We start from the raw sequence: 13,916 nt of genomic DNA, 5'->3' as shown, positions 1-13,916 counted from the left end.
CGGGGCGGGTGAGCAGGCGTCAGGCGGTGACGGGGCCGCCGGAGGTCACCCTGCGGGGGCGGCGCTTGCGAGTGCCGGACTGCTCCGCCGTGGCGGAGGTGGTGTCCTGGCCGGCCTCCGTGGTGGGAGCGGCGTCCTTAGCGGGCGCGGCCTCCGCGACGGGAGCAGCGTCCTTCGCGGGCGCGGCCTCCGCGACGGGAGCAGCGTCCTTCGCGGGCGCGGCCTCCGCGACGGGAGCAGCGTCCTTCGCGGGCGCGGCCTCCGCGACGGGAGCAGCGTCCTTCGCGGGCGCGGCCTCCGCGACGGGAGCAGCGTCCTTCGCGGGCGCGGCCTCCGCGACGGGAGCAGCGTCCTTCGCGGGCGCGGCCTCCGCGACGGGAGCGGTCCGGCGCCGTCCACCCCGGGCGCGCGGAGCCTTGACCGCCGACTCATCGGCGGGCGCTGCGGGCTCCGACGCCGCGGCGCCGTCCTCCTCGGCCGGGGTGTCGTGGCCGGCGGGCAGCGCGGCGGCGAGCGCCTCGAGCGAGGCGCGCACCTCCTCGGTGGACCGGGGCGCCTCGGGCTCGGCGGAGCGCGCCGTGGGCAGCACGAGCGAGGCCTCGGCGTCCTGGTCACTGCGCTGCTTCGGCTCCGCAGCCGGGGGCGCAGCCGGAGCGGCCTCCTCGTGCCCGGGCTCGTCCTCGGAGTGCGCCTGGGCGGCAGCGGCCGCGATCGTCGCGAGCGTGGCCTTGACGGCCTCCCGGGCGGCGACGGCCTGCGGGTCCTCGGCCACGGGGGCCGGGGCCGGGGCCGGGGCCGCCTCGGCGGGGCGGGCCCCGCCGTTGGCACCGCCGCGCTGCTTGCGCCGGCGGCTGCCGTTCTCCCCGTTGCCGGAGGAGCTCTTCTCCACCGGGTGGTCGTGGACGATGAACCCGCGACCGCCGCAGTGCTCGCAGGGCTCACTGAAGGCCTCGACGAGCCCCTGCCCCACGCGCTTGCGGGTCATCTGGACGAGCCCGAGCGACGTCACCTCCGCCACCTGGTGGCGGGTGCGGTCGCGGCCCAGGCACTCGACGAGCCGGCGCAGGACGAGGTCCCGGTTCGACTCGAGCACCATGTCGATGAAGTCGATAACGATGATGCCGCCGATGTCACGCAGCCGGAGCTGGCGGACGATCTCCTCGGCGGCCTCGAGGTTGTTCTTCGTCACCGTCTCCTCGAGCGTGCCGCCCGAGCCGGTGAACTTGCCGGTGTTGACGTCGACGACCGTCATCGCCTCGGTGCGGTCGATGACGAGCGAGCCGCCCGAGGGGAGGTAGACCTTGCGGTCCATGCCCTTGGCGAGCTGCTCGTCGATGCGGTGCTCGGCGAAGACGTCGCGGGAGTCGGTCCAGTGGTGCATGCGGTCGGCGAGGTCCGGGGAGAGCTCGCGCACGTAGCTCGAGATGGTCTCCCAGGCGCCGTCACCGGAGACGGTGAGCGAGCGGAAGTCCTCGTTGAAGACGTCGCGGACCACGCGCACGGCCAGCTCCGGCTCCCCCTTGAGGAGCACCGGCGCGGACTTCGTCGACGCCGCCGCGGCCTGGATCTCGTCCCACTTCGCGGTGAGGCGCTCGACGTCGGCGCGCAGCTGCTCCTCGCTGGCCCCCTCGGCGGCGGTGCGCACGATGACGCCCGAGCCCTCGGGGACGACCTGCTTGAGGATCTTCTTGAGGCGGGCGCGCTCGTTCTCCGGGAGCTTGCGGGAGATGCCCGTCATCGCGCCGGAGGGCACGAGCACGAGGTAGCGGCCGGCCAGGGTGATCTGCGAGGTGAGGCGCGCACCCTTGTGCCCGATCGGGTCCTTGGTCACCTGGACGAGCACGGTGTCACCGGAGGACAGCGCCTGCTCGATGCGGCGGGGCTGACCCTCCCTGCCCACGGCGTCCCAGTTGACCTCACCGGCGTAGAGGACGGCGTTGCGCCCCTTGCCGAGGTCGACGAAGGCGGCCTCCATGCTCGGCAGGACGTTCTGTACCCGGCCGAGGTAGACGTTGCCCACCATCGAGGTCTGCTGCTGCTGGGCGACGTAGTGCTCGACGAGCACGCCGTCCTCGAGCACGGCGATCTGGGTGCGGCCGTCACGCTCGCGCACGACCATGTCGCGGTCGACCGCCTCGCGGCGGGCGAGGAACTCGGCCTCGGTGATCGTCGTGCGGCGGCGGCCGGCGTCGCGGCCGTCCCGGCGGCGCTGGCGCTTGGCCTCCAGTCGGGTGGAGCCCTTGAGCGCGGTGATCTCGTCACGGGCGGCACGCCCCTCGCGGGAGGTGGCCGAGCCGTCGTCACCGCGGCTGCGGCGACGGCGACGGCGACGACGGCTGGCGCCCTCGGTGTCGTCCTCGGAGTCCGCGTCCGAGTCGTCAGCGTCGTCGTCCTGCGAGTCGTCGGTGTCCGGGACCTCGGCCGCCGCGGGCGCCTCGCCCTCGGTGTCCTCGGTGCTCTCGGAGTCCTCCGCGTCCTCGGTGGACTCCTCGCGGCCGTTGCCACGGTTGCGCCGGCCGCGGCCACCGCGGCGACGACGACGGCGCGTGCCGCCGCCCTCGGTGCCCTCACCGGTCGACTCGGTCGACTCGGTCGCCCCGGTCGACTCCGCCGTCTCGGCGGTCTCGTCCTCGACGGCCGGCTCGGCCTGCTTGGCGGCAGCCGGTTCCGCGGTCTCCGCCGGCTCGCCCTGGTCGGCGGTGCGGCGGCGCGGGGTGCCACCCTCGGAGCGCGCGCGGCGCCGGGCCCGGCTCGGGTCCGGGGCCTGGAAGAGCAGCGCGGTCGCGGGCAGGCGGACGTCCTCCGCCTCCTCCTCGTCGGCCTCGTCCTCGTCGGCGTCCGGCTCGGCGGCGCTGAAGGAGGCGAGGACGTCGAGCTTCTGCTCGGGGCTGCGGGCCGGACGGCGGGAGCGCGAGCGCGGCTCCTCGTCGGCGGCGGCCTGCTCGGCCGCCTCGTCGGTCCGCTCGGCCGCTGCCGGGCGGGACGCACCACGCGAGCCACGGGACGTCGCCGGGGCCGCCTCGGCCTCAGGAGCGTCGGTGGCTGCCGGCTCCTCGGGCGTCTCGACGGTGCCGGAGGTCGCACGGCGGTTACGGCTCTTCGCGGGCTTCTGCGGGGCGGCCTCGTCGGCGGCGGGCTCGCCGACCGGTGCGGCGTCAGTGGTGTCCTTGGCGGCGGTGTCCTTGGCGGCAGCGGCCTTGGAGCTGCGGGGCTTGCGCGCGGCCTTGGCCGGCGCCGCGGTGGACTCCTCGCTCGCCGGGGCGTCCTCGCTCGCCGGGGCCGCGGGCTCGGCGGTCTTGGCCGTCTTGCGGCGCGGGGCCCGCTTGGCGGGGGCGGCCGGGGCGTCGGCGGTGGTCGCCTCGGCGGGTGCCTCGGTGGTGTCGGCAGTGGCCTCGGTCGTGTCGGCAGCGGCGGCGGCCTTCTTGGGGGCGGCCGTCTTGCGGGTACGGGGGGCGCGCTTGACGGGCTCGGCGGCGGTCTCGCCCGCGGCGGTGGCGGCCGCGTCGGGGGCGGCGGTCGTCTCGGCCGTCTCGGCGGCGGGGGCCTTCCGGGCGCGGGGGGCGCGCTTGCGGGGGGCGGCGGCCTCGGACGAGGCGGGCTCGGCGGTGGTCTCGGCCGCGTCCGTACCGGCGGCCTCCATGGTCTTCGCGGCGGTCTTGCGGGGGGCGCGCTTGCGCGGCGCGGGGGCGGCCGGCGTCTCGGCGGGTGTTTGCTCCGCGGGCTGCTGCTCGGCGGAGGCCTGCTCGGCGGGGGCCGGGGCGGTCGTCGCCCGGGTCGCCCGACGGCGCTTGGGCTGCTCGGCGGGCTGTGCCGACTCTGGTGTCGTCGTCATGGAACTGTTCCCTCGCCGCGCTCGCCGTCCACACCACCAGCGTCGCGGCCTATTCGTCGTCGTCGGCGGGAGCCGGCGACGGAAGTCATCTGTTCACGTCCTCCCTCCGCCGGGTGGCGCAGCTCGGACGGCGACGGCGTCGCAGGCGCCGCTCGTCCGTCCCGGAGGACGTCCGGCGAGGCCTCCCGCCGCTTCAGCAAGCAGCGCACTCACCCGGGTGGTGAGGCGGCGCGAAGTCGAGGCGAGTACCTACGTCGTCGTCGGGCCGCTGAACGGGGTGTGGACCTGTCCCTCGACCACGAGAAGTATCGCACAGCACCCCCGGCCCAGCGCGGAGGACACCCGCGAGGCGCCGCGGGACCTTGGTCCCACGCCGTAATTCTCCGGATTCCTACGGTTGGGGCAGTGCCCGGCTCCCGGGCGTCCTGACCACCGAGGAGACCCGCAGTGGAAGCGCTGGACCTGGCCCGCTGGCAGTTCGGAATCACCACCGTCTACCACTTCGTGCTCGTGCCGCTGACGATCGGGCTCTCCCCGCTCGTCGCGATCATGCACACCGCGTGGGTGCGCACCGGCAAGGCCCACTGGCACCGGCTGACGAAGTTCTTCGGCAAGGTCCTGCTCATCAACTTCGCCCTCGGCGTCGCCACCGGCATCGTCCAGGAGTTCCAGTTCGGGATGAACTGGTCGGAGTACTCCCGCTTCGTCGGGGACATCTTCGGCGCACCGCTCGCCATCGAGGCGCTGGCCGCCTTCTTCCTCGAGTCGACCTTCCTCGGCCTGTGGATCTTCGGCGAGGGCAAGCTCCCCAAGTGGCTGCACAACGCGTGCATCTGGGCCGTCGCCGTCGGCACCTCCCTGTCGGCGTACTGGATCCTCGCGGCCAACTCGTGGATGCAGCACCCCGTCGGCGCGGTGTACAACCCCGAGACGGGCCGCGCCGAGCTCGACGGCGTCGGCGGCTTCCTCGAGGTGATGACCAACAACACCCTCATCGCCGCCTACGCCCACACGATCACCGCCTCCTTCCTCGTCGCCGGCACCTTCGTCGCCGGGATCTGCGGCTGGTGGATGGTGCGCGCCGCCCGCCGCGGCGACACCGAGCAGGCCCGCCAGGTGTGGCGCCCCGGCGCCTACGTCGGCCTCGTCGCCACGCTCGTCGCCGGGCTCGGCGTCATCGCCAGCGGCGACCTCCAGGGCAAGCTCATGTACGAGCAGCAGCCGGGGAAGATGGCCGCCGCCGAGGGCGTCTGCTACGGCGACGAGGGCGTGGGCTTCTCCCTCCTGTCGATCGGCATCCCGGGCAGCAACGACTGCGAGGACGTCGACCACGTCCTCGAGATCCCCTTCCTCACCTCCTTCCTCGGCACCGGCTCCTTCACCGGCCCGGACAGCTACCTGCCCGGCGTCGCCGACGTCCAGGCCCAGCAGATGGAGCTCTACGGGCACCTCGAGGGGGTCGACGAGGACACCGAGTTCTACCCCAACCTCTTCATCTCCTTCTGGAGCTTCCGGCTCATGATCGGCCTGGCAGCGGGCTCCGCGGCCCTCGCCGTGGCGGGTTTCTGGCTGCTGCGCAAGGGCCGGATCACCGACTCGGTGTGGTTCTCGCGCCTGTGCCTCGTCGCCCTGCCCATGCCCTTCCTCGCCTCGAGCTTCGGGTGGATCTTCACCGAGATGGGCCGCCAGCCCTGGGTGGTCCACCCCAACCCGGCCAACCCGGTGGACCAGGTCATGCTCCTCACCACCGACGGCGTCTCCACCGTCGTCTCCCCCGGCACCGTCCTCACCTCGCTCGTCGTGTTCACGCTGCTCTACGCGGCCCTCGGCGTCGTGTGGTTCCGGCTCATCCGGCGCTACGTCCGCGAGGGCGTCGACCCGGTCGAGCCGCCGTCGCCCGACGGGGACGAGCAGCCCGCGCCCACCCTGTCCTTCGCGTACTGAGGAGCTAGCCCGTGGACCTGCCCCTGCTGTGGTTCGTGCTCATCGCCGTCCTGTGGACGGGTTACCTCGCCCTCGAGGGCTTCGACTTCGGCGTCGGGATGCTCCTGCGCACCTTCGCCCGTGACGAGAAGGAGCGCCGCGTCCTGCTGCGCACCATCGGTCCGGTGTGGGACGGCAACGAGGTGTGGCTGCTCACCGCGGGCGGCGCGACCTTCGCCGCCTTCCCCGAGTGGTACGCGACGATGTTCTCGGGCTTCTACCTGCCGCTGCTCCTCATCCTCGTCGCGCTCATCGTCCGGGTCTGCGCCCTGGAGTGGCGCGCGAAGATCAACGACCCGGTGTGGCGCGACCGCTGGGACCGGGCGCTGACCTTCGGCTCGTGGCTGCCGTCGATCCTGTGGGGCGTGGCCTTCGCCAACCTCGTCCAGGGCATGGAGATCGAGCTCGTCGGCGGCACCCACCAGCTCACCGGCGGCTTCCTCTCCCTCATCACGCCGTTCACACTCCTCGGCGGGCTCGTCACCCTGGGTCTGTTCCTCACCCACGGGACGATCTTCGTCGCGCTCAAGACCGCCGGCCCCATCCACGTCCGGGCGGCCCGCCTGGCCCACCGCCTGTCGATCGGCTCGGGCGTCGTCGCGCTCGTGTGGGTGCTGTGGGCCCAGGCGCTCCACTCGACGACCGTCCTCACGCTCGTCCCGGCCGCCGTCGCCGGTGCCAGCCTCGTCGGCGTCATCGTCGCCACCCGCCGGGGCCGCGAGGGCTGGGCCTTCGCCCTCCACACCCTCGGCATCGTCGGTGCGGTCGCCTTCATCTTCACGACGATGTTCCCCGACGTCATGCCCTCCTCGATCGACCCGGCCTTCTCGCTCACCATCGCGCAGGCCGCGGCCACCGAGTCGACGCTCACCGTCATGAGCATCGTCGCGCTCGTCTTCGTGCCGGTCGTCCTGGGCTACCAGGGCTGGACGTACTGGGTCTTCCGCAAGCGGGTGTGGGTGAGCGACATCGTCGGTGACGAGGGCCTGTCCCCCGCCGAGGGGCCCGGGCTCGAGCCGGCCGCCGGCGCAGGTCGCGGCTAGGTGAAGCCCCTCGACCCCCGGCTGCTGCGCCACGCGCGGGCGGCGCGGCGGTACATCGCGCTCACCACGGTCCTCGGGCTCGCCTCGGCCGGGCTCGTCGTCGCGCAGGCGCTGCTCGTCGCCGGCGCCGTCGCGCCGGTTGTCGACGGCGAGGCGGGCTGGGCGGACGTCGCCCCGCTCGTCGGGTGGTTCGCCGCCGTCGCCCTCGCGCGCGTGCTCGTCACCGTGGTCCAGGAGTCGCTCGCGCACCGCGCGGCCACCGACGTCGTCGCCGAGCTGCGCGCGGGGGTGCTCGCCCACGCCGTCGCGCTCGGCCCGCGGGGGCTGCGCGAGCCGAGCGAGGTCGTCACGCTCGTCACCCGCGGCCTGGACGACCTCGAGCCCTACTTCGTGCGCTACCTGCCCCAGCTGCTCCTCGCCGCGACGCTCACCCCGGCGACCCTCGCCGTCGTCGCGGGCCTCGACCTCGGGTCGGCGGCCATCGTCGCCGGCACGATCCCGCTCATCCCGGTGTTCATGTGGCTCATCGGTGTCCTCACCCAGCGCTTCGCGGCCGACAAGCTCGTGGCGATGCAGCGCCTGGGCGCCCAGCTGCTCGACCTCCTCGCCGGTCTCAGCACCCTCAAGGCGCTGGGCCGCGAGCACGGGCCGGGCGCCCGCGTCCGGGCGCTGGGCCGGGCCTACACGCGCACGACGATGAGCACGCTCAAGGTCGCCTTCCTCTCCGGCGCGGTCCTCGAGTTCCTCGCCTCGATCGCCGTCGCGCTCGTCGCCGTCACGGTCGGGATGCGGCTCGTCTACGGCGACCTCGACCTCGTCACCGGCCTCGCCGTCCTCATGCTCGCCCCCGAGGCCTACCGCCCGATCCGTGAGGTCGGCGCCCAGTTCCACGCCTCCGCGGACGGCCTCGCCGCCGCCGAGCAGGCCTTCGCCGTCCTCGAGCGCCCCCTCCCGCCGGCCGGCACCGCCCCCGCCCCCGCCTTCGGCGGGCTCGTGCTCGACGGCGTGGGCGTGCTCGCCCCCGGACGCGACGTCGTCGCCCCTGCGGGTCTGTCCGCGCAGGTGCTGCCGGGGCGGGTCACCGCACTCGTCGGCCCGTCGGGCGGCGGGAAAACGACGACGGCGATGCTCGCCCTGGGCCTGCTCCGTCCCGACGCCGGGCGCGTCCTCGTCGTCCCCGCCGACGGCGGGGAGCCCGCCGACCTCGACGGGCTCGACCCGGCGTCCTGGCACGCGCAGGTCACCTGGGTGCCCCAGCGGCCGGTGCTCGTGCCGGGGACCGTGGCGGACGCCGTCGTCGGCGCGGGCGGCACCGTCGACGACCGCGCGCTCGACGCGGCGAGGGCGAGCGGCCTCGACGAGGTCCTCGCCACCCTCCCCGACGGCTGGGACACCCCGGTCGGGCAGGGCGGCACCGGCCTGTCCCTGGGCCAGCGGCAGCGCGTGGCCCTCACGCGCGCACTCCTCGACCCGGCACCGCTCGTCGTCCTCGACGAGCCCTCCGCCCACCTCGACGCCGCCGCCGAGCAGCGCGTCCTCGACGTCGTCACCGCGCTGCGGGAGCAGGGCCGCGCCGTCCTCGTCATCGCCCACCGGCCGCGGCTCGTCGCGCTCGCCGACGACGTCGTCGAGGTGCGCAGCGCGCCGCGGGACGCGGTGCCGGCCGCGGCCGCCGGGGGTGCGGCATGAGCCTGCTGCCTCTCTCCCCCGCCGAGCGCCGCGCGCTGCGCCGCGCCGTCGACCTCCTCGACCTCGATCGGTGGCGCTTCGTCCTCGCCGTGCTCGCCGGCACGGCCGGTCTGGGCAGTGCCGTCGGGCTCTCGGCGACCGCCGCCTGGCTCATCGCGCGCGCCTCGCAGATGCCGCCGGTCCTCGAGCTCGGCGTCGCCTCGGTGGCCGTGCGGACCTTCGGCATCGCCCGCGGGGTCATGCGCTACGTCGAGCGGCTCGTGTCCCACGAGGTCGCGCTGCGCGGCATGGCCACGCTCCGCGAGCGGGTCTACACGACGCTGGCCGACGCCCCCACCGACGTCGTCTCCGGCCTGCGCCGCGGTGACGTGCTCGCCCGCACGGGCGCCGACGTCGACGCCGTCGGGGACGTCGTCGTGCGCTCCCTGCTGCCCGCCGCCGTGGCCGCCGTCGTCGGCGTCGGGACCGTCACGCTCGTCGCGTGGCTGCACGCCGGCATCGGCGCCGTCCTCGCCGCGTGCCTCCTCCTCGCGGGCGTCGCCGGGCCGCTGCTCACCGTGCGTGCCGCGCGGCTCGACGAGCTCGCCCAGGCGCGGGAGCGCAGCGAGCTCACCGCCGGGGCGATGGCCATGGTCGAGGGCGCGGCCGAGCTCACCGTCTCCGGTGGCCTGCCCCGCGCCCGCACCGCGCTCGCCGGCACCGAGCGGCGCCTGGCCCGGGCGAAGGACGCCGCCGCCCGCCCCGCCGCGCTGGCCGCCGGGACCGACCACCTCGCCATGGGCGTCGCGGTCCTCGCCGCCCTCGTCCTCGGCGTCCACGCGACGGTCGCCGGGACGATGGAGGCCGTGGAGCTGGCGGTCGTCGTGCTGACACCGCTCGCCGCCTTCGAGGGCACCGCCCTCCTCGGGCCGGCCGCCGTCCAGCTCGTCCGCTCCGCCGAGGCTGCCGTGCGGGTCACCGAGCTGCTCGACGGCGCGAGCGCCCCCGCCCCGCGCCCGCGGACGGCCACCGTGACCGAGCCCGTCCTGCGGGCCCGGGGCCTGGCGGTCGGCTGGCCCCGGACGGGGACGGTGGCGAGCGGGCTGGACCTCGAGCTGCGGCCGGGACGCAGCGTCGCCGTCGTCGGGCCCAGCGGGATCGGCAAGACCACCCTCCTGCTCACCCTCGCGGGCCTGCTCCCGCCCCGGGACGGCGAGGTCCTCCTCGGCGCCACCCCGGCCGGTGAGCTGGACCGGCGCGCCGTGAGCGACGCCGTCGTCCTCACGGCCGAGGACGCGCACGTCTTCGGGACCACGGTGCTGGAGAACCTGCGGGTCGCGCGCGGGGACGTGAGCGCGGCGGAGGCGGTCGAGCTCCTCGGTCGCGCGGGCCTGGGCGAGTGGCTCGCCGCCCTGCCCGACGGCGTCGACACCCTCCTCGACAGCGACGCGACGTCCGTGTCCGGCGGCGAGCGCCGCCGGCTCCTCCTCGCCCGGGCGCTGGCCAGCCGGGCGCCCCTGCTCCTGCTCGACGAGCCCGGCGAGCACCTCGACCCCGCCACTGCGGACCGACTCGTCGGGGACCTGCTCGCCGCCCGGGACTCGGGCCGAGGCGTCCTCCTCGTCACCCACCGCCTGGCGCCGCTGGCGGCCGCTGACGAGGTCGTCGTGCTCGGCGCGTCACAGGGACCGGCTACCGTGCTCGCGAGAGGAACTCACGAGCACCTCCTCCACACGCTGCCCAGCTACCGGTGGGCCGTGGAGCAGGAGCTGCGGTGAGCACGGACACGCAGGGAGCGAGGATCGTCATGCCGGACCGGGAGGCACGTGCCAGGCTGCTGGGCGCCGCCATCGGGCTCACCTCGAGCCTCGACCTCGACACCGTCCTCAAGGGCTTCGTCGACGGCGCCAGCTCCCTGACCGGCGCGCGCTACGCGGCCCTCGCGGTCCTCGACAACCGCGGCGACACCGCCACCTTCGTCCAGCACGGCGTCGACGAGGAGACCGAGCGCCGCCTCGGCCACGCCCCCCACGGCCACGGGATCTTCGCCGAGATCCCCACCCACGGCCACCTCCTGCTCGAGTCGATCACCGACCACCCCGCCTTCGGTGGCTGGCCGTCCGCCCACCCGCGCATGGAGGGCTTCCTCGGCGTGCCGGTGCGCATCCGCGAGCAGGTCTTCGGGCGGCTCTACCTCGCCGACAAGCCCGGCGGCTTCACCGAGGACGACGCCCGCGCGATGGAGCAGCTGGCCTCCGCGGCCGCCGTCGCCGTCGTCAACGCCCAGCGCTACGCCGAGTCCCGCGACCGCGAGCGGTGGGTGGCGGTGAGCCAGGAGATCACCACCCAGCTCCTGTCGGGCACCGAGGAGGAGGAGGCGCTCGAGCTCATCGCCGCCAAGGTGCGCGAGGTCGCCCGCGCCGACGCCGCGCTCATCGTCCTGCCCTCGGTCGGGGACACGTGGATGTGCGAGATCGCCGACGGCGAGGGCGCCCAGGACGTCATCGGCGCCGTCTTCCCGCCCGGGGGGCGCGCGCGCACGGTGCTCGCCAACGGCGTCGGGATGATCGTCGACTCGATGTCCCGCGCCCGCGCGCTGCGCGTCCCCCAGCTGGGGCGCTACGGCCCGGCGCTGTACGCCCCGATGATGTCCCAGGGCGTGGGCCGCGGCGTCCTCATCCTCCTGCGCCTCCAGGGCGGGGCGGAGTTCACCAGCTCGGAGCTCGAGGTCGCCGAGGTCGTCGCCGCGCAGGCCGCGGTGGCTCTCGAGCTGGCGGCCGCCCGGCACGCCGAGGACGTCTCCTCCCTCTTCGAGGAGCGCCAGCGCATCTCCCGCGACCTCCACGACCTCGCCGTCCAGCAGCTCTTCGCCACCGGCATGCAGCTCGAGACGGTGCGGGTCGCCGTCGCGGCGGACCCCGCCACCGCGTGGGTCGCCGAGCACCTGGAGAAGGCGCTGACGAGCGTGGACGACAGCGTGCGCCAGATCCGCTCCATCGTCCACTCCCTGCGGGAGCCGGACGAGGCGGTCGGGCTGGTTGAGCGGCTGCGCCGGGAGACCTCCCTCGCCCGCACCGGGCTCGGCTTCGCGCCCTCCCTCCTCATCGCCGTCGACGGCCGGCTCGTGCGCGACGACGAGGAGCTCGACCTCGCCGCCTCCCCCGCCGAGCTGCTCGACGCCCGCGTGGACGACGACATCGCCGACGACGTCGTCGCCGTCGTGCGCGAGGGGCTGGCCAACGCCGCCCGCCACGCGCGCGGCTCCTCGGTCCAGGTGCGGGTCACCGTCCGCGGGGTTGGCGTCCACGGGCGGGTGTCGGTCGAGGTCGAGGACGACGGCGTGGGCGTGGACCGCTCCTCGACGCGCCGGTCCGGGCTCGACAACCTCGCCGTGCGCGCCCGCCGGCACGGCGGCACCTTCTCCCTGGCCCGCACCGAGTCCGGCGAGGGCACCCTCCTGTCCTGGCAGGTCCCCCTGACCTGAGCGGGCGGCGCCCCCACCCACCATCCCCGCGAGTACGCACAAACGGTCGCCCCGAGCGCCTCGTGGGCGCCCGCCGGTGACCGCAGGTGCGTACTCGGCGATGAAGGGTGGGTCATGCCGTCGGGAGGCGGACCTCCACGCGTAGGCCGCCGGCCTCCCGGGCGGTCAGCTCCACCGTGCCGCCGTGGGCGCGGGCGACGGCCGCGACGATGGCGAGCCCGAGTCCGACACCGGCGTGGTCGCCGTCCCGTGTGCGCTCCGTGCCGCGCTGGAAGGGCTCGGTGAGCGTGGCGACGACCTCCGGCGCGAGCCGCTCCCCCGTGCTCTCGACCGTGAGGACCGCGGCGTCCCCCTCCGTCGTCGCGGCGACCCGCACGCGCCCGTGCTCGGGGAGGTTGTGGACGATCGCGTTGTGGACGAGGTTCGTCGTGAGCTGGAGGAGGAGCACGGGCGAGCCATTCGCGATCGCGGGTTCGCCGGACGTCTGGAGGCTCACCCCGCGGCGCTCGGCGAGCGGGAGAAGCGTCTCGGTGGCCTCCTCGGCGAGGAGCGAGAGGTCGACGGGCTCACGGGCGAAGGACTGCTCCTCCGCGCGGCTGAGCACGAGCAGGGCCTCGGTCATCGCGATCGCCCGCGAGTTGACCGCACGCAGCCGCTCGACGAGCGCGGCGCCGTCGTAGTCCGGGTCCGTGCGGGCGACGTCGAGGAGTGCCTGGGAGGTCGCGAGCGGGGTGCGCAGCTCGTGGGAGGCGTTGGCGGCGAAGCGCCGCTGCGCGGCGACGTGGGCCTCGAGCCGGGCGAGCATCGCGTCGAAGGCGTCGGCGAGCTCGCGGAACTCGTCCTGCCGGCCCTCGAGGTGGACGCGCGGCGAGAGGTCGCCCGTGGCGGCCACCCGGGTCACCTCGGTGATGCGCCCGAGCGGGGCGAGCACCCGCCCGGCGACCCACCAGCCACCGGCGACGCCGAGGACGAGGAGGAGCAGCCAGGCCAGCGCGGCCCGGGGCAGGAAGGCCGCGAGGAGGTCGGAGCGGCTGGGGACGAACCCGCCTCCGGCGTCGATGGTGCCGTCGGGGACGTAGCGCAGGAGGAAGACCCACACGACGGCGAGCAGCAGCGTGCCCGCGAGGACGACGAGTCCCGCGTAGCTCAGGGCGAGACGTAGCCGCACGCTCGGCCCGGGCGGTCTAGCCGTCACCCGCGCCGCTCTCCTGCCCGGCGGTGCCCGTGTCGATCCGGTACCCGACGCCGGGGACCGTCGCGATGACCCACGGCTCGCGCAGCCGCTTGCGCAGCGCGGACACGGTGATCCGCACGGCGTTGGTGAAGGGGTCGGCGTTCTCGTCCCACGCACGCTCGAGCAGCTCCTCGCTGCTGACGACGCCGCCCTCGGCCGCGACGAGCACCTCGAGCACCGCGAACTGCTTGCGCGTGAGCGGGACGTAGCGGCCGTCGCGGTAGACCTCGCGGCGGAAGGGGTCCACCCGCAGCCCGGCGATCTCCCGCACCGGGGGCCGGCTGTGGGCACGGCGGCGCGCGAGCGCGCGCAGCCGGAGGACGAGCTCGCGCATCTCGAAGGGCTTGGTGAGGTAGTCGTCGGCGCCGAGCTCGAAGCCGGAGGCCTTGTCGTCGAGCCGGTCGGCGGCCGTGAGCATGAGAATGGGCGTGCCGCTGCCGGAGGCGACGACGTGCCGCGCGACGTCGTCGCCGGACGGGCCCGGGATGTCTCGGTCGAGGACGACGGCGTCGTAGGAGGTGACGGCGAGCAGCTCCAGGGCGGTGTCACCGTCGCCCGCGAGGTCGGCGGCGATCGCCTCCAGGCGCAGGCCGTCACGGACGGCCTCCGCGAGGTAGGGCTCGTCCTCGACGATCAGCACGCGCACGCTGCCGATGCTACGAGGCGGGACGT

The 13,916-nt window shown here is 75.2% G+C and carries 8 protein-coding genes; 5 read left to right on the top strand and 3 right to left on the bottom strand.

The features are described 5' to 3' along the window. Positions 1–19: 19 nt before the first annotated feature. The gene (locus AA0005_RS06910) at positions 20–3,832 is read right to left on the bottom strand and encodes an Rne/Rng family ribonuclease (protein WP_413452675.1); all 3,813 of its coding nucleotides are present in this window, start codon (positions 3,830–3,832) and stop codon (positions 20–22) included. Positions 3,833–4,279: 447 nt separating this feature from the next. Between AA0005_RS06910 and AA0005_RS06905 the strand changes: the two genes are divergently transcribed. From AA0005_RS06905 to AA0005_RS06885, 5 genes are read left to right on the top strand one after another with little or no spacing between them, the layout of a single operon-like run. Next, positions 4,280–5,776: a cytochrome ubiquinol oxidase subunit I gene (locus AA0005_RS06905; protein WP_413452674.1), complete on the top strand. Its 1,497-nt coding sequence runs from the start codon at positions 4,280–4,282 to the stop codon at positions 5,774–5,776. 11 nt (positions 5,777–5,787) lie between these two features. Next, the gene (gene cydB, locus AA0005_RS06900) at positions 5,788–6,858 is read left to right on the top strand and encodes a cytochrome d ubiquinol oxidase subunit II (RefSeq protein WP_413452673.1); all 1,071 of its coding nucleotides are present in this window, start codon (positions 5,788–5,790) and stop codon (positions 6,856–6,858) included. Continuing rightward, a complete protein-coding gene (cydD, locus tag AA0005_RS06895; protein ID WP_413452672.1) occupies positions 6,859–8,547 on the top strand; it encodes a thiol reductant ABC exporter subunit CydD in 1,689 nt (562 codons plus the stop codon). Further along, a complete protein-coding gene (gene cydC / locus AA0005_RS06890) occupies positions 8,544–10,304 on the top strand; it encodes a thiol reductant ABC exporter subunit CydC (RefSeq protein WP_413452671.1) in 1,761 nt (586 codons plus the stop codon). The genes cydD and cydC overlap by 4 nt, the downstream gene beginning before the upstream one ends. Further along, entirely contained in the window at positions 10,301–12,010 is a 1,710-nt protein-coding gene (locus AA0005_RS06885) for a GAF domain-containing sensor histidine kinase (RefSeq protein ID WP_413452670.1), read from the top strand. The genes cydC and AA0005_RS06885 overlap by 4 nt, the downstream gene beginning before the upstream one ends. 112 nt (positions 12,011–12,122) lie before the next feature. Here the strand turns inward: AA0005_RS06885 and AA0005_RS06880 are convergent, their stop codons facing one another. Beyond that, positions 12,123–13,205 (bottom strand): sensor histidine kinase, encoded by a 1,083-nt coding sequence (locus tag AA0005_RS06880; RefSeq protein ID WP_413452669.1) that lies wholly within the window; start codon positions 13,203–13,205, stop codon positions 12,123–12,125. Beyond that, complete coding sequence (locus AA0005_RS06875; protein WP_413452668.1) at positions 13,195–13,890, bottom strand: response regulator transcription factor; 696 nt, start codon at positions 13,888–13,890, stop codon at positions 13,195–13,197. Before AA0005_RS06875 ends, AA0005_RS06880 begins: the two co-directional genes overlap by 11 nt. Between the last annotated feature and the right edge of the window lie 26 nt (positions 13,891–13,916).

The organism is Georgenia phoenicis (genome assembly GCF_047302425.1).
GTDB lineage: Bacteria > Actinomycetota > Actinomycetes > Actinomycetales > Actinomycetaceae > Oceanitalea.
This window is presented reverse-complemented; position numbering and strand designations above follow the sequence as displayed.